At 46.9% G+C, this 21,217-nt stretch carries 18 protein-coding genes and 1 tRNA gene; 10 read left to right on the top strand and 9 right to left on the bottom strand.

The window, feature by feature from the left end:
* Positions 1-5 precede the first annotated feature (5 nt).
* From V4534_03090 to V4534_03075, 4 genes are all read left to right on the top strand, one after another.
* Complete coding sequence (locus V4534_03090) at positions 6-1,040, top strand: ATP-grasp domain-containing protein (GenBank protein MES2503843.1); 1,035 nt, start codon at positions 6-8, stop codon at positions 1,038-1,040.
* Entirely contained in the window at positions 1,015-1,497 is a 483-nt protein-coding gene (locus V4534_03085) for a flavin reductase family protein (protein MES2503842.1), read from the top strand. The genes V4534_03090 and V4534_03085 overlap by 26 nt, the downstream gene beginning before the upstream one ends.
* A 440-nt stretch (positions 1,498-1,937) precedes the next feature.
* Positions 1,938-2,804 carry a hypothetical protein gene (locus V4534_03080; GenBank protein ID MES2503841.1) on the top strand — a complete coding sequence of 289 codons (867 nt, stop codon included), beginning with the start codon at positions 1,938-1,940 and terminating at the stop codon, positions 2,802-2,804.
* The gene (locus tag V4534_03075; protein MES2503840.1) at positions 2,767-3,207 is read left to right on the top strand and encodes a peroxiredoxin; all 441 of its coding nucleotides are present in this window, start codon (positions 2,767-2,769) and stop codon (positions 3,205-3,207) included. Before V4534_03080 ends, V4534_03075 begins: the two co-directional genes overlap by 38 nt.
* Before the next feature lie 3 nt (positions 3,208-3,210).
* Here the strand turns inward: V4534_03075 and V4534_03070 are convergent.
* Positions 3,211-3,290, bottom strand: a tRNA-Leu gene (locus V4534_03070).
* 26 nt (positions 3,291-3,316) lie between these two features.
* On the opposite strand from V4534_03070, the gene V4534_03065 reads away from it, so the two are divergent.
* Both V4534_03065 and V4534_03060 read left to right on the top strand, forming a co-directional pair.
* Positions 3,317-4,285, top strand: a complete 969-nt coding sequence (locus V4534_03065; protein MES2503839.1) for an AMP-binding protein — start codon at positions 3,317-3,319, stop codon at positions 4,283-4,285.
* A 15-nt stretch (positions 4,286-4,300) separates the two neighbouring features.
* Positions 4,301-5,326, top strand: a complete 1,026-nt coding sequence (locus tag V4534_03060; protein MES2503838.1) for a hypothetical protein — start codon at positions 4,301-4,303, stop codon at positions 5,324-5,326.
* A gap of 5 nt (positions 5,327-5,331) precedes the next feature.
* On the opposite strand, the gene V4534_03055 is transcribed toward V4534_03060, so the two are convergent.
* From V4534_03055 to V4534_03025, 7 genes are read right to left on the bottom strand one after another with little or no spacing between them, the layout of a single operon-like run.
* Entirely contained in the window at positions 5,332-6,048 is a 717-nt protein-coding gene (locus V4534_03055; protein MES2503837.1) for a CpsB/CapC family capsule biosynthesis tyrosine phosphatase, read from the bottom strand.
* Positions 6,049-7,473 carry an HAD-IG family 5'-nucleotidase gene (locus V4534_03050; protein MES2503836.1) on the bottom strand — a complete coding sequence of 475 codons (1,425 nt, stop codon included), beginning with the start codon at positions 7,471-7,473 and terminating at the stop codon, positions 6,049-6,051.
* Complete coding sequence (locus V4534_03045; GenBank protein MES2503835.1) at positions 7,470-8,525, bottom strand: isochorismate synthase; 1,056 nt, start codon at positions 8,523-8,525, stop codon at positions 7,470-7,472. The genes V4534_03050 and V4534_03045 overlap by 4 nt, the downstream gene beginning before the upstream one ends.
* Complete coding sequence (ubiE, locus tag V4534_03040; GenBank protein MES2503834.1) at positions 8,503-9,186, bottom strand: bifunctional demethylmenaquinone methyltransferase/2-methoxy-6-polyprenyl-1,4-benzoquinol methylase UbiE; 684 nt, start codon at positions 9,184-9,186, stop codon at positions 8,503-8,505. Before ubiE ends, V4534_03045 begins: the two co-directional genes overlap by 23 nt.
* Before the next feature lie 7 nt (positions 9,187-9,193).
* A complete protein-coding gene (locus V4534_03035; GenBank protein MES2503833.1) occupies positions 9,194-10,327 on the bottom strand; it encodes a translocation protein TolB in 1,134 nt (377 codons plus the stop codon).
* Positions 10,324-10,920: a TonB C-terminal domain-containing protein gene (locus V4534_03030; GenBank protein MES2503832.1), complete on the bottom strand. Its 597-nt coding sequence runs from the start codon at positions 10,918-10,920 to the stop codon at positions 10,324-10,326. Before V4534_03030 ends, V4534_03035 begins: the two co-directional genes overlap by 4 nt.
* A gap of 52 nt (positions 10,921-10,972) precedes the next feature.
* A complete protein-coding gene (locus tag V4534_03025) occupies positions 10,973-11,386 on the bottom strand; it encodes an ExbD/TolR family protein (protein MES2503831.1) in 414 nt (137 codons plus the stop codon).
* A 146-nt stretch (positions 11,387-11,532) separates the two neighbouring features.
* Between V4534_03025 and V4534_03020 the strand changes: the two genes are divergently transcribed.
* Positions 11,533-13,188, top strand: coding sequence for a hypothetical protein (locus tag V4534_03020; GenBank protein ID MES2503830.1), 1,656 nt, complete (start codon positions 11,533-11,535; stop codon positions 13,186-13,188).
* 1 nt (position 13,189) lies between these two features.
* The gene (locus V4534_03015) at positions 13,190-14,857 is read left to right on the top strand and encodes a hypothetical protein (GenBank protein ID MES2503829.1); all 1,668 of its coding nucleotides are present in this window, start codon (positions 13,190-13,192) and stop codon (positions 14,855-14,857) included.
* 3 nt (positions 14,858-14,860) lie between these two features.
* Here the strand turns inward: V4534_03015 and V4534_03010 are convergent, their stop codons facing one another.
* Positions 14,861-15,517 (bottom strand): hypothetical protein, encoded by a 657-nt coding sequence (locus V4534_03010; protein MES2503828.1) that lies wholly within the window; start codon positions 15,515-15,517, stop codon positions 14,861-14,863.
* A gap of 226 nt (positions 15,518-15,743) precedes the next feature.
* Between V4534_03010 and V4534_03005 the strand changes: the two genes are divergently transcribed.
* The gene (locus V4534_03005) at positions 15,744-19,688 is read left to right on the top strand and encodes a hypothetical protein (protein ID MES2503827.1); all 3,945 of its coding nucleotides are present in this window, start codon (positions 15,744-15,746) and stop codon (positions 19,686-19,688) included.
* A gap of 10 nt (positions 19,689-19,698) precedes the next feature.
* A complete protein-coding gene (locus V4534_03000; protein MES2503826.1) occupies positions 19,699-21,210 on the top strand; it encodes a GTPase domain-containing protein in 1,512 nt (503 codons plus the stop codon).
* Positions 21,211-21,217: the final 7 nt, after the last annotated feature.

Below are 21,217 nucleotides of genomic sequence, written 5' to 3'. Positions count from 1 at the left end.
TGCACATGGGTCAAAATCTGGTGATCCTCTTTGGAAGCGATAGCTCTGAGCGTTTTGTATCGGTTGCGACCGCACAGAACTTAAGTGAAGCGCTTTTGAATGCGCGTTGCTGGTTTTGGGCACCCAATGATTCGGTTTACGAAGTATCGTCCAGTGATCTGCAAGCTGCGAAAAACGTCTTTAAGGCCGAGTTTAAGCCTGCGGGCACACCGATTGCGACTCACCTGTCTGAAGCGCTCGATTTGGCCAAAGCCAATGGTTATGAGTTTGTCCTAGCCACCCATGGCGGCAAAAGCGAGGATGGCACGTTGCAAGCGCTTTTTGAAAAACGAGGCTTGGTATTTACGGGTTCAGGCTCCAAAGCATGCCATTTAAGCATGGACAAAGCTGGGGCGAAAAAGGCGGTAGCTGCGCGCCAAATTCGCGTGGCACCATCGACAGCGGTGACTGGCAAAGATTTTCAAAATGCGAACGCTGCTATTCATCAAATGTTACACGCGCATTCCAGGTTGGTTTTAAAGCCTAATTGGGAAGGCTCTAGCGTCGGTGTTTCGATTGTCACCCAAGATAACGTAAATGAAGCTTTAGCATCGCTTAAATCGCACGCAGATAGGCCTTATCTTGTGGAAGCTTTCGTGGAGGGAATTGAGCTTACCGTTGGCGTTATCGATGAAGGCGGTGTCCCTCGAGCTCTTGTGCCTACTGAGCTGCGCGCAAAAAACGGCCTTGCCGATTATGATGGCAAATATTTAGGCTTGGGCACCGACGAAATCACACCAGCCGAAGTACCTGAAGCCATTGCGCTTGAAGCTCAGCGCATGGCTGTAGCCGCGCACGATGCGTTGGGGCTTGAAGGCTACTCTCGTACGGACATGATTGCTTCCCATGAAGGTGTTGTCTATTTGGAAACCAACTCCTTGCCCGGGCTTACGAAAGCCTCGTTGGTTCCCCAAGCGTTGGCCTATGAGGGCATCAGTATTCATCAGTTCATCATGCAACAATTGGAGCTTGCGCGTGCCAGACTTAACCGACAGCTATAGAGAGGTGATGTCGCATTGGCCTTCAGGCGTGGCGATTGTGACCTCTGGGATGAATGGTTCGTTCCATGGTATGACCGTTAGCTCGTTCACCAGCGTCAGTTTGCATCCGCCCATGGTGTCCATCTGCGTGGATAAAAGGGCGCAGATGTGTAACATTTTGAAAGCGTCGCAAAAATTTGCGGTGAATTTATTGCAGCATAGTCAAAAAGATTTAGCCGCAAGTTTCGCTGACCATCGCTTAAGCATGGTTCAACGTTTTGAACAGGCTGAGTTTTCAGCAGATCTAGCAGGCAATCCGATTTTAGCAGGTGCGTTGGCTTGGTTGGATTGCCGTATCTCCGGCATGCATGATACTGGCGACCACGTTATTTATCTGGGTGAAGTTTTGAGAGCCAGTGTGTCTGGGGCAGGGGAGCCACTAATTTATTATCGCCGCGGCTGGCATCGGATAGCTTAACTATATATTGCTGCAACCTCTGTAAGCAACGACTGCATTTCAACTGATAGCAGTTCTTTACATGGGTGGTGATTGAACCACCAAAAGACTTGCCTCGCTGCATAATTTTTGGAATTATTTGTTCTACTTCCTACATTCGCAGCCGCTACAATGGTTGTATGGAAGGACTCTAGCCCCTGAGGGCAGTAATCTCTAAGTTCGCTATGGAGTCTCCTGACGTCTTGATGCCTATAAGCGTAGACAATTAAATCCTCAGCATCGAATGCCCTTAAGTTGGAGGATATTAATCCTGTTAATAAACACACAGCTAAATAGATTTTCAATGATACTCCCTGAACAAGTCCGCTCATGTTAATAAGGGCGAGGCGGGTTTTATTCCAGTGATGGTGCTGAGCATTTAGGCATTGACGATGCTTTTTGCCGCTCGTAGACATGGATTGATGGAAATTTTGCTCGTCTATAAGCGTCCTCGGCCCGAAGAATTGGAAAATCATGACGCTTCTTTTCGGCGGGTAGAAGATGTTCTTAAGCTTAAGCGCATCGCTTTTGAAACCTGCTTTCGGGAAGATTTGTCATCTGGCAAAATTAAAGATCGGTTGATTATCACAGTGGGTGGAGATGGCACGTTACTGGAGGCGAGTCACTCGGTTGCAGATAACGTTTTGATGGGCGTGAATTCAAATCCAAACACATCGGTGGGCTCATTATGCGTTGCCGATATGAATAATTTTTCGGATGTTTTGGATGATTTTTTGAGTGGTAAGCTGCAGCCAACGCAAGTGACGCGGATGCAGATTGAACTCGGAGGTAAACAGCTGCCGGTATTGGCTTTAAACGATATTTTAATCGCGAATCAAAATCCTGCGGCTATGACACGGTATGAGGTCACCGCTTTGGGCCAAACGAGTTTTCATAAGAACTCTGGCCTTTGGGTCTGCACCCCCTGTGGCTCCAGTGGCGCGGTTTGTTCTACCGGTGGACGGGTGCAGCCGATTCAAGATAGGCGGCTGCAGTGGGTGTGCCGTGAGCCATATTTCGCGCGTATGCCGGTGCCAGCGCTATTGGCAGGATTTCTGCCGGAAGGCGAGTCTTTGCGAATTCGAAGTTGCACCAGCGGTGGTAGGCTATTTATTGATGGTCCGCATTTGCAAGAGTCGTTTGAAGAAGGCACAGAGTTGATTTTATCTGCATCTAAGAGCATTCTAAACTGGCTGATCACCCCAGAAATGGAGAATCGGCGCCAGCAAATTGGGCTGCTGAGGGAGTTATATGAGTTTGAAAGAAGGGATGAAAGCGCCGGCGTTTAAAGAACTGGAAAAACATTCAGGCCAATGGGTCGTTTTGTATTTCTATCCGAAAGATGACACACCAGGATGCACCCGTGAGGCATGCAGTTTTAGAGATTTGTCTAAAGATTTTCACAAACACAACGCTGTGATTTATGGCGTGTCCAGAGACGACCACGACAGCCACGAAGCTTTCAAAAGCAAGTACGAGCTACCATTTCCACTGCTGAGCGATCCAGATCTAAAACTGCATCGGGCGTATGGCGCATACGGTGAAAAGACCAGTTATGGCAAAACGTCGATGGGCGTCATTCGAAGTACCGTGCTGATTGATCCCAAAGGCCACATAGCGAAAATTTGGCCCAATGTGAAAGTGGACGGCCACGTCGAAAAGGTACTGGCTGCAATTGATGGTGATAAATAAGAGTGCCGAGGGCGGGACTCGAACCCGCACGGGATTACCGGACGATTTTAAGTCGTCTGCGTCTACCATTCCGCCACCCCGGCTTTTGCAACTTTTGTGCTTAACGGATGTGAACGTCAATTTCAAGTGCGTATTGGGTACAAAGCTCAAAACTTCTGGAAGCATGGGTGTCCCTAAAGTGGTTTGCCATAGTTTTGAGCAGCACTTATTGGCTGCGCAAGCCGTGATTCAAAATACAGGATTAACGGCCACGAGCCGTTCTTTGGTCTCCTTGCCCGTGCATCATGTCAGTGGCCTGGCAATCGTCGTGCGCGCTTGGGCATCAGGAGGGGAATGGGTTCTTCCGCCCAAAGATTGGACGCCGAGTTGGGCTTTTGATGCCGGCATCACCCACTTATCGTTAGTCTCAACTCAGTTGATTCGCTGGATAAAGGAGCCTGTTTTCATATCTGCGCTCAGGCAGATGAAAGCGATTACGCTCGGTGGTAGCGCCATCCCTAGGAGTCTTATCGAACAAGCCTATCGTGAAGGACTTCCCCTCATTACGACATATGGGAGCACAGAGACTGCCTCTCAGGTAACGGCCACAGCCCTCGGTGATTCGTTGGACAGGCTTCTCACTTCTGGAAGATGTTTGCCCGATAGGGAGATTCAAAGCGCTGCCGACGGCGAAATCTTGGTACGCGGTGACATGGTGCACCAGAAAGGCTGGTACGCTACAGGCGATCTAGGTCAGATAAATAACCACGGTTATTTGGAAGTTTTCGGCCGCAAAGATAATAGGATGATCTCGGGCGGCGAAAACATCTACCCAGAAGAAATTGAGCGCGCTCTTTTGGAACATCCGAATATAGAAGCGGTCATCGTTGTGCCTAAGCAGGATATTGAATATGGCCAAAGACCAGCAGCATTCGTTAAGATGCGTTCCAATCTCGAAATCCAGCCAGACGACTTAATAGCCTTTTGCAAAGAGAGATTGCTTGGATATAAAGTTCCACGCTTTTGGTACGCTTGGCCTGAGGGCTTAGCGGAGCATCAAAAGCCGAGTCGATATGCCTTCGCCAAATTACTAAACTAAATACTAGTTTAGGCTATGCATATTTCAACGTCGCCTCAAAGCCTGCCTATTTCTATCGACACGCCAGGCCCCAGGGCAATTTGCTCAGAATCTCCTAAGGGGATTCCGGAAGATATCTTCTTGAGCGTGTGTCACCAATATCGGGCAGAACACGAGTTGCCGAATCGGCCTGGGTATGTTTCTCAAGCTACCAGCTATCTTCTTGGGCAGACGTTGACGAGGCGAGTGTCTAACTTCTTTTCTTGCTTTGGCCTCAGCCAGTTTTTGCCTGCTCAACGCGATTACCCCACCCTGCCTCAAAGCGAGCTCAACGATCAATTAGCCCAGCGTTTTACGCCCAAACTATCAACGATTCGAGAACTAAAGTGCAACACAGCGGAGCTTAAACCCAGCTCCATCAGGTATGAGATCTTGCCGCCTCAGGAAGACCGCCCTTTTCATTCGATTATCTATTATATCGGGATGCCGCTAGAGAAACTTCCCATACCCGTAATCGGCAAACTCTATGATTGGGCCCGGCCGGTATTATACGGCTCCCAAAAAGATTGGGAAGCCGTGCAAATCGATGTTGATCTGGCTGGAAACCCGATCGGCATGTCCTTCGAGACTTCTAACTACACCAACTCGCCTGATAGTTTTAATCTAATTACTTACCGAGATTTGCACCTGTTTTCCAAAATCGAAAAAAGGGTCGACGGTGTTTGGACCCAAACGATCCAACAAAAAAATGGCCTGACACAAGTTCAAGAAATCGCTGATCCCTTCAAAGAGAACACACACCCAGATCTCTGCCTAGTTTCCTGGAACGGTCAGCTAGATCTCAGTGATCGAGTGAAGCAAAAGCCCGATTTGAAAGTGAACGCTCTGGAGGCACCAAAACCAGAGTTTCTAGACATCGAAACCTACCGCAAAGAAGGAATCGACCTCAGAGCAACATGGCTAAAAACACGCAAATTCGGCAAATTCATGATGAAGCTACCAGGTCGAACGATTAGACCAAAGCCGTTAGACCCCGCATCCTTAAATGCCCCAAGCGCCTGACGATGTTACAGGCCTACAATTTCACTGGGGTTGTCTACGGTTAGTCTTCTTAGGTCGGCCCCACCGATTAAGCCCTTCGCCGCTTTCAAGCCTTCCACGATAAACCGCCCAACATCATCAGCGTGGTGACAGTCACCGGCCAAAACATCCACCTGGCCGCCCTTCAAAAGCTTTTCCGCAGCGAGTTGATACTCTTTGCCGTAAGCGCCAGCTAAAGAGCCTAGGTTTACCTGAATCAAGCAGCCGGCATTGCGTAAGGCTTCTACTTTTTCAGGATAGGCATAGACATAAGGGAATCGTTCCAAATGCGCCAAAAGGATCTTGTATCCCGTCGTCTGTATCCTGAACAAAACGTCCATCAACTTAGGCGGTGGCGTTTGATAGGGCAGCTCCAACAAAATCCAAGAGCTTTGTTTGCCATTCAACTCGTAAGGTACAGCTTGCTTACTGCGACAAGATTCCAATAGCAGTTCGTCCAGATAATGTTCAGCGCCCTTAATTCTGATGGGCCCTTTATCGCCCAGCAAGGCGTCTAACTTACTATGAATCTGTTTTTGAACCGAGGCGTTATTCATCCAAGCTCTGTCGCGGCGAAAATGCGAAGTACAAGCCACATGAGTGACACCAGCTTGCTCCAACGCTAGTGCCAAAGCGATAGAGTCGCTCTGAGTTTGAGCGCCATCGTCAACGCCATAAGCTAGATGGCAATGCAAGTCGATCATTTATGTCAAAGCTCTAAACTGATGATCGTGGCTCATCAACTCGCCTTCTTTTCGAAAGCCGTGCAGCGGACTATAGTGCAGAAAGTTGGTTACTTTGCCCGTATAGATACAAGCATACGACCGAACTTGAGCGCCGAAACGACTTAAATCATGATGCTCGTGGAAAAGCTCACCCCAGAAGGGATGAAAACGGCGCTCCAGCGCATCTTGAACCACATCCATTTCTTTGTCTAAATCAGCCAGGTGCTTTTTGGCCTGTTCCATCTCGCGTCTAACGGCAGCCGCTTCAGCGACAAGTTTGGCTGAGTCTAAGTAGGCCAAAAGGACCCGGTGCAGGCCGATTTCATTGCCCAGCTCCAAGCGCTCGGTATCTATGCGGCCGAGCTTATCTAGCTCTGGGTTATAGCGCATGGAAAGCTCAAGCTCTTTAGGTAATTCTTCGACGATCAGGCAGGTGCGCCACAGCGTTTCTTTCTTGCTTCGAACGATATCGCCGTAGATATGATCGCCAACATATAAAATCTCTTCGCCGCGAACATCTGCCATTTTTTCGAATTCATGAATGTTGCCGCCTTCAAAAATTTGATGTTGCGGCTCGCCATGCAGGCGTTTAAATGGGTTCATCTCAGTGAAGAAAGCTGGCTTTTGACTGGCTGTGATTACAAAGTCAAAATAGCTCATCCAGTTGCCCAGCAGATAGCTCATGATGGTTTGCGTGTAATCCCAATGGCTGTTGGTCAACAGAAATAGTTTTTTGCCCGAAGAACGGGTCTTATGCAGGGTTAACGCAATATCTGAATGCGATTCAACGTATGTGCTTAAATTGTCTCGAATCACCGATTTGAGCGAATCGTCCGAATGGATGGTATCGATGGCATGCCTAATATCGTCAAATATGCGGCCGTAGTTGAGCGACTTGTCTTTGAAGTGGTTCACCAGATCGCAATACAGCGAGGCTTCAGGCATAGCGAAAAGCGTGTCCAGCGAGGCAAAATCCTGCGTCATCTTGATGCGGTGGTTTCTATAGATACCGTCTATTTCGACTGAATCCAAAGGTCTGTAGCCATGTTGAGCACGCCACACGCGGCCGTGCATGTCCATTTTCAATAAGTGGCCATAGCGCTTGTCTAGCACCAAACCTCGAATGCTTAGGCTTGGGTTATAATTCAGCGCATATAACTCTTTAGGATAGCCGAGCTTTTTAACCAGGTACTCTACAGTCATGTTGTACTGCAGATTTTCCATGGGCTCTTTGTGGTAGTTAGCCAGCGTATAATCCATGTCGTAGCCAACGGCTTTAATGGCAGACAAGTCTAAATTACGATTGGTATAGATCGCTCTAGTAGGGTCCCGCTCCAAAGCTTTGGGTGCGCCAACTCGTTGAAGCAATTCTTGATCGATGGGAGAAAAATAACGCAATGTCACAATAAAGCTCTCCAGAAAGCGATTTTATTCTCTATTTCTTCCCATTCATGCTCAGGCGTCGAACCAGGGACGATTCCTGCGCCTCCAAAAAGATGCAAGGTGCTATTTTCGATAACAGCACAGCGAATTGCTACTGCAAACTCGCTGTCTTCCTCGCCTGCATACCCAATGGCGCCTGCATAAAAGCCGCGGTCAAAATCTTCCAGTTGTCTGAGCAGTTTAAACGCTTCTTCTCTGGGCCACCCGCAAACCGCAGGGGTTGGGTGCAAGGCCTTTAAAATTTGCTCGTCTTGTATGCCAGGCGCCAGGATGCCACGAATGCGAGTACGCAAATGTTGCACATGCGAGAGTTTTATCACCTCATGCCGGTTGGTGACGCCATAATCAATGCACAGCTCGTGGAAGCGGTTCAAGATGTCGTCAATGACCCATTGATGCTCGCGCAATTCTTTGTCGTTTTTCAGTAAATCATCGGCTGGGGCAGCGCGCGGTTTGGTGCCAGCTTGCGCTTCTGATTCTAGCTGGCTGCCTTGTCGTTTAAATAATTGCTCGGGCGACGCCCCTAAAAATGCCAGCCCTGGCATGGGTTCATAGAGAAAATGATACGCCGTCGGAATCTGGCTTTGCAGCTTGGCAAGAAGCGATAATGAGTCAACAGGCTCAGCTTGTGAAAGGGTCATGTGGCGAGCGAGTACCGCTTTTTGCAGTGAGTCCTGCTGGATGACGTCCAAAATCTCTCGCACCGCCTGGCTCCAACCTGGCGTCGGCTGCGTGCGCTTTACTTGAATCTCTGTTTGGTTAAGGGCGGGTGGGCAAGGGGTGATGGCTTGTTGAAGCTTACTTGGTTTCCAAAAACGGCTTTTACCAAATGGCGACCAAAGCTTATCGCTGCTTCTGTCATTGTCAAAACGCACAAATCCGACGCTGCCAATGCGCGGCTGCTCGTATTCTTCCAAAACGCCAACCGCAGCAATCTCTGTACCGGTGTCCCTGGAGCGCCAGTAGAACTTGGGGAATTCGTCTTGGTTTTCAAGCCACTGAATCAGAGACATAGAGTGTTGCAATTCCCATCGATAAAGGGTGCGCGGAGAAATTACTCAAAACAGAGGCATCAAAGTTTTCAACCGATTGGTTGAGATATTGGTACGCTTTGTAGTCTCCAGAAATCAGACCGCCGATACGCGGCAAGATGTGCCTGAAATAAACCAAGTAGCCTTTGCGAATCAGCCAATTGCGAGGCATCGAAAACTCAAGAACAATAAGTCTTCCACCTGGTTTTAAGACACGCTTCATCTCGGACAAAGCTTGCTCGCGACCGGGCATATTGCGCAGGCCGAAAGCGACCGTGACCAAGTCAAAGCTAGCGTCAGCAAAGGCTAAATGATGCGCATCTCCGGCTTGAAGTTCTACGCATCCGGTAAATCCAGCACGCTCTACTTTTTCTCGACCAATCTTTAGCATGTCAGTGGCAATGTCGACCCCGACCACTTGGGTAATATTGCGCGCTTGTTGAGCCATCATTAGGGCCAAATCCGCCGTACCCGTGGCGCAGTCCAAGACCTTTAGATTCGGCTCCTGCGGAACAAAAGTAATGACCTTCCTGCGCCAAACTTGATCGAGCCCAAACGACAACATTCGGTTGAGTAAGTCGTATCGATGAGCAATTTGGTTAAAAAGCGAATGAATCGGTTTGGTTGATATCGTTTGCACCATAAATTCCTTAAAGGGCGGGCCCCCAGCTTGGTGTCCAATAACGTCCGCCGTGCGTGATTTGTTTCTGCACGCTACCATCTAGATTGGAAACGAACAAATCGCGGGTGCCGCTGCGGGTTGACGAAAAAACCAGCATGCGGCCATTCGGCGCGAAATCGGCTTCTTCGTTGCTGCCTTGATCCTGAGTGACGCGGGTAATTTTTTTCGTTTTAACTTCCACCAGGAAAATATCAAAGACATTGAACTCATCTCTGGCTGTGAATACGATGTAATCACCGGTGGAACTCCATTTTGGAGCCTGGTTATATTTACCTTGCATGGTGATTCTTTCAGCACCAGTGCCGTTGGCGTTCATGATATAAACTTGTGGATTACCTGAACGATTTGAGACGAAGGCAACTTTTGAGCCATCAGGACTATAAGAAGGCGAGGTGTTTAAACCATAACCTGAAGTGATGCGGATTTTGTTTTGTCCATGTAAGTCGGTTTGGTATATATCGCTTTTGCCTTCTAAAGAGAGTGTAATCAGCATTTTTGCGCCATTTGGTGCAAATGCTGTCCCGGTGTTCAGGCCTTTATGATTTGAAATCGTTTTCAGACCACTGCCATCGGTTTTGATGGAGAACAGGTCGGAATTTCTATTGATAAAGCTGGTGAAGTAGATTTCTTTGCCGGTGGGCGTGATGGTGGGCAGAATATTAATGCTGGAGGCCTTGGTAACCTGTCTTTCGCCATTACCATCAAAATCCATCAAAACGATTTGTTTGCCTTGAGGCGTCATTTTTGATGCGGCTATTTGCGAGCCAAAAAAAGATTTTTCGCCAGTAAAAAATTTGTAAACATCACCAGCAATTTGATGACCGAGCTGTCTAGAGGCTGGCTGTTTATATTTGAAAAGCTGCTTGTTATTTACCAAAGCAGTCGTTTCTTTAGCACTGGATTGAATCTTCACCGTGCCCTCGGCAATCGCTGGCATGGCGCTGCGAAATACGCCGGAGAGTTCCAAATCGTTTAAGACCACACTGGCCAATTCAGCTTGACCAGAAATAGCAATCTCAAACGGGCGAAAGCGTGCTTTTTCAACCCGCAGCGAGCTTTGAGCCATCAAAAGGCCCGATAATAGAAAAAATACAAATTTCATGAACACTCCATCGGACAGAACTCGATTAATAAACCGTCCGTCTTATATTTGCGAGCCATTGTTAACGGCGGTGCGCCGAAAGACGAGATACGCCTGCTGCCTTGCATGACCGCTTCGTCGAAGCGCCCGTTTCTGGAAGGGTCTTGAACCTTGATTTTAACCAACTTGCCTTTGGCATCTATCCAAAGCCTAACGAGCAGTTTTAGTTTTTTTGCTTCTCTGTCACTGATAATTCTCGGAATCTCGTAATTTTCGCGCAGAAGCTCAACGACCTGTAGTTCATAAGAATCAGCTAGCTCGCTGTTGATAGAACTGCCTCTCGCATGACCCGCTGGATTGCCAGAAAAGTCAGGCTTGCCAAAGCGCTTTTTTAAAATGTCTAAAGGGTTCGTATTTGGCTTCGCCTTGGCAATCTTCTTGGTGGTCGGCTTGGGCGGGGCAGGTGTGTGCTTCGGCGCGGGTGGAGGAGGGGCGGCATCGATGCGAGGCAGTAATTTTTCTTCCCGTTTTTGACCCAACTTAGCCAGACTGACTTGAATGATGGTTTTAGGCGGCTTGAATGGAGGCTCATAGACGCTGAAAAAAAGATACAATAATGCCAAGGCACTATGGAGGCCTAAGCTTGCAATAAATGCTTTGCGAAAACTATTCAACGCCCTCTCCGGGAGGCTGCGTAACTAAACTAATGTTTTCAACGCCGTTTGACTTAAGAATACCCATGATTTTAACGACATAACCGTAAGGCAGACTTTGGTCGGCCTGGAGTTGTATTTCTTTGGACGCTTTTAGAGATTCTGGTAGTTGGTCCAGTCTCAGCTCCTTGTCTCCCAGCATAATGCGGCGATCGGCGCCCAAACTGAGCGTGAGCTTGTTGTCTGCGCCTTCGATTTGCTGCGAAGCTGCTTCTGGAAGCTGCAGGTCTAACCCTGAGGTCATCATCGGCGCTGTGACCATGAATATGATTAACAGCACCAACATAACATCTACCAAGGGCGTGACGTTGATTTCGCTCATTGGCTGATAGCGGCCTGCGCCCGAGTTGAGATTTTGAAATGCCATAGGAATATAGCCTAGCGCAGGAATATCCTTTTTTCCAGCCTGGTTATTAACTGGTGTTTAATTGGATTAAATTTTCTTGCCTCGCAGGTTTCATCTTTTTCTTACCCTTCACAGCGCGCGCTGCCTTAGTTGAACTTGACAGTCCGATGGTTAGTTTTTGGAGCGAAACGCTTAAACAGTTTTATGAGGGTGATGAGCCTGAAAATCCTTTGACCTTGGAAAATTCGTTCAAAGCTGATTTTTTACTCAAGCTTTGGCAGGATAAATTCCCCGAGAGTTCAGTGCCTAAACATGATGACTGGCTGGATCAATTGCAAGCCAGAAATCTATATAAAGAATCATTTCCAACCCAAACCATTTTTGGTGAGATTTATGGCGATTTAATGCTATCTAATGGCGCTACCAGTTCTAAGTCTGATATCGAAATGCGCACCAACTTAATCAAGGCATTTGCGACGAACAGCAAACTTACGGATGAAGTTGTTTCGCTCCTGAGAGACATTAAATCTTCTGAAGACCTATGTCTGCATCTTCTCAATCCTGTGAAAGCATTAAAAGCTAGAATGCCTCACGCCAGAGGAGATTTGGCACCTAAAGAAATGTCCGCCTGGCCAATTTTGAGCCAGCCACTTAAATCGGCGAGTTTATTATTTAAGAGTTATTACTATTTCATAGGCCTTTGGGTCTCCTATACCGAACTAAAAACGAACTTATCGAGCTACCGTAGTCAACCTACTTGGGGAGGATTTTTTGGCCACAGCTTGATGGGTCTGTTGACTTCAGTCTCGAGCAGCGCACTGATTTACTATCAACTGGATGCTCACGCCAGGCTACAAGCTGAACATGCGCTCGTCGTTGGTAATTTAAAAAACTTGAGTAGCGTGATTCATCGAGTATTCGATCTTCTGGCCTTAGCTGAGTTTCCTGGCGAGCTAGCGCTTTTATCGTACGAGCAACGCGAAACTCTTAAAAGCTTGATGGATTTAGCGGACGGTCTTGCCGTACCATCCGGCTCGCATCTATTTCAGGCTGATTTGCTCAGAGCATTAACCGCCATGGACCACGCGCTGGCTATCAGAAACGATATTCAAGCAATGTTGCTGCTGCTTGGAAAAGCGGACTTTTACGCCTCGGTAGGCGCAGCAGTAGCCAAAAAAGATAGCGGCATTACTTATGTGAAGTGGCTTTCAGACTCGAGGCCAGTCATAGAAAGCGTTGGTCTGACGCACCCGTTGTTGGCCAAATCGAAAGCGATTGGCAACGCATTAAACATTGGTGAAAATGACCATGCCGTGGTTTTGACCGGCCCCAATGCTTCCGGTAAGTCGACTTTAATGCGGGCACTCGGAATCAATGTCATCGCATTGGCGCAGACTTTGGGCCTTGCTTTCGCCGAGTCACTTTCTTTAACGCCTTTTGATGCTTTTCACGTGTTCATGGAAACGAAAGATGTTTTAGGTCAAAGCTCGTCCTATGAAACAGAAGTAAATCGCATGGTGGACGCGCTCAAATTAAAGAGCCAGTTGAGTGAATCCGGGCAAAAAAGCCTTTTGTTGGCCGATGAGCTATTTAGCTCTACCAACGCCGTGGATGCCTTAATCGGCTCCAAGGAAATATTGGTGCGATTATCTCGCCTCGATCACAGCATGAGTCTGGTCTCCACTCATCTATACGATTTATCAAAGGTGGATAACAGCGCCGGCACCGTGCGTAATATGCATATGGAAAACTTCAAGCTTAAGCCAGGCGCCAGCAGCGCACGCAATGGCATGCAATTGGTGCATTCATATTTAGGACTTTAAAATGAGATTTTGCCTTTTATTGATAGCAATTGCTTCTTACTCGGCTCACAGCACTTTACTCGAAAAGCACGCCGTTGGGGCAGATGTCTTAAATTTGCATTTTGCGGTGCCTATAAGCGATGTTTTAACTCAATCGCATGTGCTTGTAGGAGAGGACTGGGACTTGTTTAAACACGTGGCCCCTGCGGCAACGCTATTTGGGCAGCTTTGGGCCGGCCTTTTGTTGAAAAATGGCCTATGCGCTTCGCTTGAGTTGTTAGAAAAAAGGCAGGATTTGCTGCGTCGTCTTCGTGCCGATCCGACCATGGTGAATCGAGTTCAAAGTGTTATGGCACCTTTGAAAGGTTTTGAAAGTTCGTTTTTCGATATTTATGACCCCGACAATCCGATTAACGGCCTAGAAATCCAAATGCTTTATTACGTGGATGAAAAAGCTTCTCTAACTTTCCTGGGGGCGAACAAAAATCTTATTAGCCCCATGAAAGTGCAGAATCAGACCCCGGCCTATATGCTGTTCAAGGCAGTTCAAGAGATTTATCTGTCGCTGCCACTGCTGCTATGGACCACCTATCTTCAGGCACGTTGGGTGCACGCCGGCGGTTCTTCTTTAACGTCGAAGGTTTTATTCTATGCTTGGAATGGATTTATTCTTTCATCCAATTTTCGCGATCCAGCTTTTGGGCACCAGGATTTAAAGAGAAAGCATCAACTGTTGCTAACCAAGTTGCAGCATACGGCGAAGGTCATTGGTGCCATACTAGATATTGAAAAGCACGACCAAAGTTTGCCCCAGTCTCTGCGTCTCAATGTTACCCGGCAGGATGCTGATGACTTCAAGCATTTTGTCGCCCAAATAGATGGCTTAGGGAATGCTCCCAGCGAGCTTTTTCAACTCGACTTGGCTACTGCGTTAGCTGCCAACCGGTTGTTAATGGATTTAAAAAAGCCTTTGGCGCGCTATGTCGAAAAATTGTCAGCTTTGGATTTCTATGTGGCCATAGCCAAAGCCTTAACTGCCACGCCAGCGCAGCTCACCTTGGTTAAATGGTCTAAGAAACATCAGGCGCCGTTTTTCGAAGCCGAAGACTTGCGAAACCCGCTTCTCCCCTTCGAAAAAGCGGTACCCAACGATATCTCTTTAGGCGGAAAAAGCTCGGCGATGCAACTGATGATGACTGGCCCGAATGCGTCCGGAAAATCCACCATGATGCGAGCCGTGGCCCTCAACATCTACTTGGCTCAAACCATCGGCGTAGCGGCTGCATCAGAAATCACCATGCGACCATTTACAGTTGTAAACAGCTTTATGGAGCATTCAGACCAAACCGGTCTAGATTCGTCATTTGTCCGAGAGCTGAAAAATATGGCTGCGATGAAAGAATTGTATGCGAACTTGAAACCAGACGACCGCGCCTTCATGATTCTAGACGAGCCTTTTAGAAGTACCAATCCTGTTGAAGCCGAAGCGGCGTCCCAATTGGTTTTGGACCATTTTTGTAGGTACCCCCAAAGCATCATGATGGTATCCACTCATTTGGTTGGGCTGACCAACCTGACAGGCGAGGGCTGTAAACGCTCGAACATGTATATGCAGCAATATAGGCTTGAAGAAGGCGTCTATGCGGGTAGCAATGCGTTGGATATTTTGTTCCGGAAACTGGATGGTTAATGCTTATTGAACCGTGTACTTAATGTAGACCCTGGAGCTCGCTGCGCTGCCATTTGAGATGACTTGCTCGTTATCCCTCATGCGCAGGTCAAACGCCACCAGGCAGGCGTTCGTCTGCCCCAGGCCCATGCCAGTAAAAGGCTGCACCAGACTCGTGTGCTGTCCCGCAGGTATTTCGCTTCCTGACGTGCCGATGCTCGAGCCATTTTTTAAGCGGGTTGAGTTTTGTACGATGCACCCTTTGGCTTTGGGTGAGCTTTGAAAAACCAACGGAATCGATTTCCCTGGCACGAATGGTACGCCTGGTTCCACGCTCGTTTGAAAGCTTAAATTGCCTTCAGACGAAACAGCGGCCAAACCTGCAATATCCCCCAATTCGATTTTGGAGACATATACGCCCTTGGTGCAGGCGATACCGGCTTGAGCACCATTGAAATCGTAAGTTGAAACGCGAGCATCGGGAGTTTCCCGGTAGCCTACGGCTGGCTGTGGATCTTGGTTAAAGGTGTCGCAAAAGCCCCCGCTAATGGCTTTGAGCTCAATCCAATCGTTACCATTTATCGTAACACTTTCAGCTGCTTGGGAGCGTTCGCTTGCGAAGAGAGCGAATATGCCAATACAGGTGGCTAACCCGATGTTTAGTAACTCATTCCTCAGCATAGGACCTTGGCCTCTGATCTAGATATAAACCTAATTTTGGGAACAATATATTGAATTGTTCGGTGGTTATAAGTTGAGTATAATTAGCTAGTTACTTAAAATCAAAGAGCACACGTGCTGTGCAGAGAATTGCTCCAGCTTTATCCGTTAAGTTGGATTGCCAAAAATAGCTATTGTGAATTTCAGAGCAATATACCAAGTATGTTTTAATAAGGCGGAACTTGGTATGGCTAATCTTGTTTTCTTGATGGGAATTTTAGGTAGTGTAATAAGTTTCGCAGGAGATTCTTGGAAGGTTGCCGGCGAGCATTTCGAGAATCAATATCTTTCTGATCTGCAAGAAAAGCTAAACGAAAGCGATCTTGGCTCGGGCAAGCCGCTCTCGGTTCTACCACTCAAGCAGGCCTTTTTGATTTATCAAATCGAAGCGATGAGAGGTGATGTTGATGCCCAGTTTAGATTAGGTGCATTGTATGAACAAAGCAGCCTTAAACAAGAGTCTGAGAAATGGTATAAGCTGGCTTCCGCTGGTGGGCATGAGTATGCCACATATCGCTTGGGCAAAAACATAGAACCGGTTAATGAAGACGATGACTGCCTGTTCTATGGCAACAAATTGCTTGGTAGCAGGGCATTGCTATCCGTTACATTATTCCACGTAGAATCGTTGGCCATTCTTGGGCACGGGCATTGCAGGATTGCTCTAGGACGTCACAAAAAGTCTCCATATTGGCTTAGAAGTTCGGTGTTTACACCATCGACTACGGTAGTTGGGGGCCGAGCTTTCTATCACTTGGGTCTTGCTCTAGAAGAATCGCTAGGGTCTGACCATAAATCAGTCATCTCGTCGATGGAACGGGCCGCGGTCGAAAAATCAGAGAACGCTCGAGAATGGTTAGAGTCGCGTCGAACTCAAACCGGATTAATGGCCTATGCATTATTTTCCCAAGCCAATAAGGACACTTTAGTCGCTGATCACATCTTTAAAGTAATGATTCACGAACCGAAGGAGCATATTTATATGCTATGGGGGAAGAAGGATCGTTACCAAAGTGGTGCACTGCGAGACGCGATCCCTCTCTATAACCGAGATATTAAGGCTGCTTTGTACGAACTACCGAATGACAAGCCTCCACAACTCATATTCGAAGTGATCCAAGAACTTAGCACGTCTTTAAAATCTGAATTCATTGACTGCGTATTGTCACTCTATCAAGAGCTAGATGGGTTTAAAGCTCCCGACCGCAAGGCGCTCGAAAATACACTCACATTCTTGAAATCCCCTGAGGGTCTCAAGGTCGATAAAGCTAAGCGTTTTAAATTGATTGAAAATAGCGCGCGCGTGGCTCACTTGGGCTTAAATCAAGATCTGGTTCAGTATGTTACTTCGCTAACCAAGGATTTAAATCTACAGCAACTGGAAAATGCGCTTAATCTCCGACATTTTTTGGCGTCTTCTCTTGATGTGACAGAACTAGATTTTGCGCTGGATCGGGTGTTGGAACATGTTCCGGCTGACCAAACCACCTTATCTGCCGTATTGAAAATTGCGAAGGACAGTAGAAACCTGAACCTACTGGCATTCTGCTTTCCCAGGCTTTTCGCCAATGAGCTCGAGCAAGCTGATGCTTTAATGTATTTCGAGGACTTACTCCACGGAGCGAAATCTACTTCTCAGGGCCGGCGGGGGACTCATCAAATTGTCAAGATGTTAGCGCAACTTCCTGTAGCCCCTGATTCGGAATTGCTAGAGAGCTTTCCAAAACTAAAAATGCTGAGGGACAGCGGTATCTCTTCAACTGGTGCAGTAGGCCGGATTGATGTACTAAAGACTTATGCTAAGGCCCTACAGGACTACGAGGCCTGCGGTTATTACTTCTGGGATAATACATTGGCATCCACATTGGCCCCCAGACACATTAGTGCCATTCGAAGTAGCTCAGAGTTTACATTGTCAAGACTAAGCAGTGCGATCCATGATTTTGAAAAGAACCGAGCAAGTATGGACTATCTTGGCGATGCACAAATTTCGAGGAAAATGGCTGTCGAATCATTAGAGAATGGCTTGACTCTTAAGAACTATGAACTGGAATATCGACTGGCTGAACTTAAGAAAACTCAAAGTAGCTTTGATGCCCATGCTAATTACATTGCTCGATATAGCCTTCAAAAAGAACAGTTGAGAACCAGTGCAGGCTTGAAAGTCTTTAAGAGCGTACCGGAGAATTTAGACGTTTTCCATGTGTCCTCCGCGAATTCAAAGATGTCGCCTGACTCTAAGAGCTTGGGTGACTTACCTTTCTATGCCCATCACTCCATCAAACTAAGAAAAGGAGAGGTGTTGAATGTCCAGGTCGCGGGCGAATGGTCACCCGTCTGTGCCTTGAAGCGATCTGGGCATCCAATAGATATCGCCAGAATTCGTATGGGTTCAGAGGGTTTCAGAGAGCAGCAGCTAAGTGGCAATTCCAGGTCAACGGGTAGTGACCAAAGGGAGACAATGTCGAAATTTTCGACTGAGAGTGCAACGACGAGCTTTGGGCTAAGTGGCTCCGGCGGAGCTTATGGGTTAGGGTTTTCTGCTTCATTCTCTTCTCAGAAAACGACCGGTACATCACAGACGTCTGATAACTCTCAATATCAGCAAACGTCCCAGTACCAGTCCAATGCCGCTGCGTTTCAATCTGGTATGCGGTTCGAAGACACACCATTTCCTAGGTTCCCAGCTGGAGCTTATTTGGCTATTGTCACACCGACCGAAATTCGTCGAAACACTGAAATTATCTATAGTTCGGTGGTGCAGACACACACTTCTGTTGTCGCATCAGAAGACGCAGTGGTGTATTTTGTGGTCAACGACTGCAAAGATGAGACCTCAAACTCACACGCATTGACAATCAATTGGCAGAAGCTGGAACCCACTAACATTGCGATTTCTGCCTTACTCGACAATATGGAAGACCAACTGAGGCTTTTCTCCAGAAGGGGTGAGGCTTTGGTTCAAGAGGGAGGAGACCTTGGACTAGGACTCGAGATGTTGAAGTCAAATGTGATTGCTGAACTGAAAAAAAATCAAGCTATTAATTTTATGTCTGATCCAACGCTGTATGCTGTCTTCGGCCAATGGCTGAATCATGAAGCAGTTCAGATTGTGAGAAAAGCGAAGATTATTGAACTAACCAGAAAAATTTATGCTTTGAAATTTGAATCGGATAGCCTGAAGCGGCAGCTAGACGCTCAAACTGGATATAAAGAGCATCTGCTTTCTCGTCAGAGTCGATTGGTGAAAACTGGTCGCCATATCCCTCTGTTTCACATGGTGGTGAAAACAATTCGAGAAGCAACCCGGTTTTTATTGCCGATTCTCCGCTTATACCATGCGGATAAGATCGCTTCGGAAATAGAGATACACAATGGAGATGTCGATCTCGAAACGATGGCAATAAAAGCCAAGTTTGTAGTGGAGCAGGTTTTAAGCCATATATCAGCGGATGCTGGGGTAATGACAGGCGAAGAGATTGTCGTGATTCGAATTCCAAGACCTAACTTGGAGTTGGATGAAAGAGAAAAAATATTAGTTCCAACAATATCTAAAGAACGTGCAAAAATATTTTGGGATCACCTGTTTATTGATGAACCTAACGTTGAAAGTTTAGGCCTGAAGCTCGAGCCCGAAGATTTGTATCAATCTGCGGTTGCCTTGGGAATGTTATCACGTCACGATGGAGCTCCGGTGATTGTGGATATGGCGTTGTTGTTTGGGCATAGTAATACACTGGTTGGGTCTTACTTGAAAGAGTTTCTCCATACTGCAAAAATTGATATGCAAGTTGGGTATGAACTGGATTTTCCGTCGGAATTTGGTTCTCAAAAATGGACGTTAGGTGATGATAAGTTGCGAAGTCACCCGATCAGCCTAGGATTTATTAATATCCAACAGCTGATGGCTGATGTGACAGAATATATGCGAAGTGATGTGACCACAGGTCGCAATACCGGGAAAGGATTGTCTCCTTTTACGAGTTACAATTTTGCACTGAAAGGCACGGGTACACTGACTGCTTTAGCAAGAGACCTGCCAGTAGCGGATGATGCCTATCCGGAAAAGTTAACGGACATATTTCTCGTTATGAAAGTTGTCTCAAATAGATGTGGAAAGCCGATTAAATAAGGAGTTATTTATGTTGATTAGAAAATTGCTATTGCTGAGTTTGTTTTTTGGCGTGTTTGATTCTGTCCTTTTAGCTCAGGAATCTAAGCAGAAAATTAATATCTTGCTGCTTGGTAAAAGCGGCGCTGGAAAATCAGCGCTGATTAATATGTTTTACAATCACCTATTGGGCAAATCTTATGTAGACGACCGAGAGTATGTCATTCCATTTGTACATGGCACGAAAGACTACGAAGTAAACGTTGATAGGTATGCTGAGCTTTGGGGGTTAAAACCGGGTCCTGCTGGCGAAAGCCAAACACAAGGGGTTTATTGGTATAAAATAGAAACGAAAGACTTGGATATAACACTTTGGGATACTCCAGGGATACCAGATACCAAAGGGCCCAAAGCAGATGAAGAGCACGTAAGAAAGATTAAAAACGCACTTGCGACTGTCGATATCCACGCGTTTGCCATTGCTCTTCCGCCCGATGCGTTTGACAGAAAGTCACAGGAATTTTTGACGACCATGAACAATATAGTCAACAATCTTCCAAAAAGTTACTCCGAGAATATTATTGGGATTTTTACTCGGGTTATTGGAGACCATATCGATGATGACACGAAGGCGGATTTTCGGACCAAATTATCAACTGCGTTTGGCGGAGACGATTCAAAGAAGCTGTCGGGGTTTTACGTTGATGGGTCTAGCTTCTTCAATAAGACACCCAGAGGTCCCTTCAATTGGGCAGCAGATGGCATGGTAATTGCCCAAATTATTGATCAGGTTCGGAAACATAAGGCAGCCCCTCGCGAAGAGGTCGTGGAGCTGCAGAGCCTAATGCAGTATTTGGAAGGCAATATAACAGCGCTGAACTTTAATGTCGGAAATCACACAATAGTTAAACAGATACTAAATAACGCCACAATAAATCTTGCACATGAAGAGCGTAGGAGAGACGCCAACCAGCACTATAAAAAGCAACGGCAAGTAACTCGCGTGAAATATCAATGGACTCATTGTGGCTGGAAGGGTTGTACCGTTTATGATGAATCGGAAGAATTTTGTAAAGCCCCCAGAGAAACCTGCACGTCTAATTATCGTGAATACGGTAGCAGTACAACATGTAGACACACCACATATTTAGAAACCAAGGAATGTAAATTGGTTGCCTATCAAGAAACAGAAAATTACGAAGACGAAGGACAACGTGGTGAACACAATGCGGCTGTTTCAGAGGTCACTAAACATGAAAATACAATTAAGGCGAACGAGGAGGAACCAGAGAAGCTTAAAACAGCACGGAAAGAACTTCTAGCTTTTATTGTAGCCCTTCAGAACAGACGGAACGAACTTGCAATGACAACAGACATGAGCGCAACAATCAAGGACCTCGAAGACAAAATGAAGGAAATCAGTGAGCGTACTTTGTCTGAGGAAGACAAAAAGAAGCAGCTGACACCGCATCTGTTGTTGAAAAAGATCTATACTCAGATGGCCAATAAAGTTCTAAATCTAGAGATTGATTCAGACCTATAGGGAGTGC

It is taken from the genome of Myxococcota bacterium, from assembly GCA_040387835.1.
In the GTDB taxonomy this organism is placed as follows: domain Bacteria; phylum Myxococcota; class UBA727; order UBA727; family JABDBI01; genus JAZKCZ01.
This window is presented reverse-complemented; position numbering and strand designations above follow the sequence as displayed.

Bases quoted from the DNA above. Each gene is read 5' to 3' on its own strand.
- V4534_03090 (MES2503843.1), top strand. From the start codon at position 6: ATGGGTCAAAATCTGGTGATCCTCTTTGGAAGCGATAGCTCTGAGCGT.
- V4534_03080 (MES2503841.1), top strand. From the start codon at position 1,938: ATGGAAATTTTGCTCGTCTATAAGCGTCCTCGGCCCGAAGAATTGGAA.
- V4534_03075 (MES2503840.1), top strand. From the start codon at position 2,767: ATGAGTTTGAAAGAAGGGATGAAAGCGCCGGCGTTTAAAGAACTGGAA.
- V4534_03060 (MES2503838.1), top strand. From the start codon at position 4,301: ATGCATATTTCAACGTCGCCTCAAAGCCTGCCTATTTCTATCGACACG.
- V4534_03055 (MES2503837.1), bottom strand. From the start codon at position 6,048: ATGATCGACTTGCATTGCCATCTAGCTTATGGCGTTGACGATGGCGCT.
- V4534_03045 (MES2503835.1), bottom strand. From the start codon at position 8,525: ATGTCTCTGATTCAGTGGCTTGAAAACCAAGACGAATTCCCCAAGTTC.
- ubiE (MES2503834.1), bottom strand. From the start codon at position 9,186: ATGGTGCAAACGATATCAACCAAACCGATTCATTCGCTTTTTAACCAA.
- V4534_03035 (MES2503833.1), bottom strand. From the start codon at position 10,327: ATGAAATTTGTATTTTTTCTATTATCGGGCCTTTTGATGGCTCAAAGC.
- V4534_03025 (MES2503831.1), bottom strand. From the start codon at position 11,386: ATGGCATTTCAAAATCTCAACTCGGGCGCAGGCCGCTATCAGCCAATG.
- V4534_03020 (MES2503830.1), top strand. From the start codon at position 11,533: ATGGTTAGTTTTTGGAGCGAAACGCTTAAACAGTTTTATGAGGGTGAT.
- V4534_03015 (MES2503829.1), top strand. From the start codon at position 13,190: ATGAGATTTTGCCTTTTATTGATAGCAATTGCTTCTTACTCGGCTCAC.
- V4534_03010 (MES2503828.1), bottom strand. From the start codon at position 15,517: ATGCTGAGGAATGAGTTACTAAACATCGGGTTAGCCACCTGTATTGGC.
- V4534_03005 (MES2503827.1), top strand. From the start codon at position 15,744: ATGGCTAATCTTGTTTTCTTGATGGGAATTTTAGGTAGTGTAATAAGT.
- V4534_03000 (MES2503826.1), top strand. From the start codon at position 19,699: ATGTTGATTAGAAAATTGCTATTGCTGAGTTTGTTTTTTGGCGTGTTT.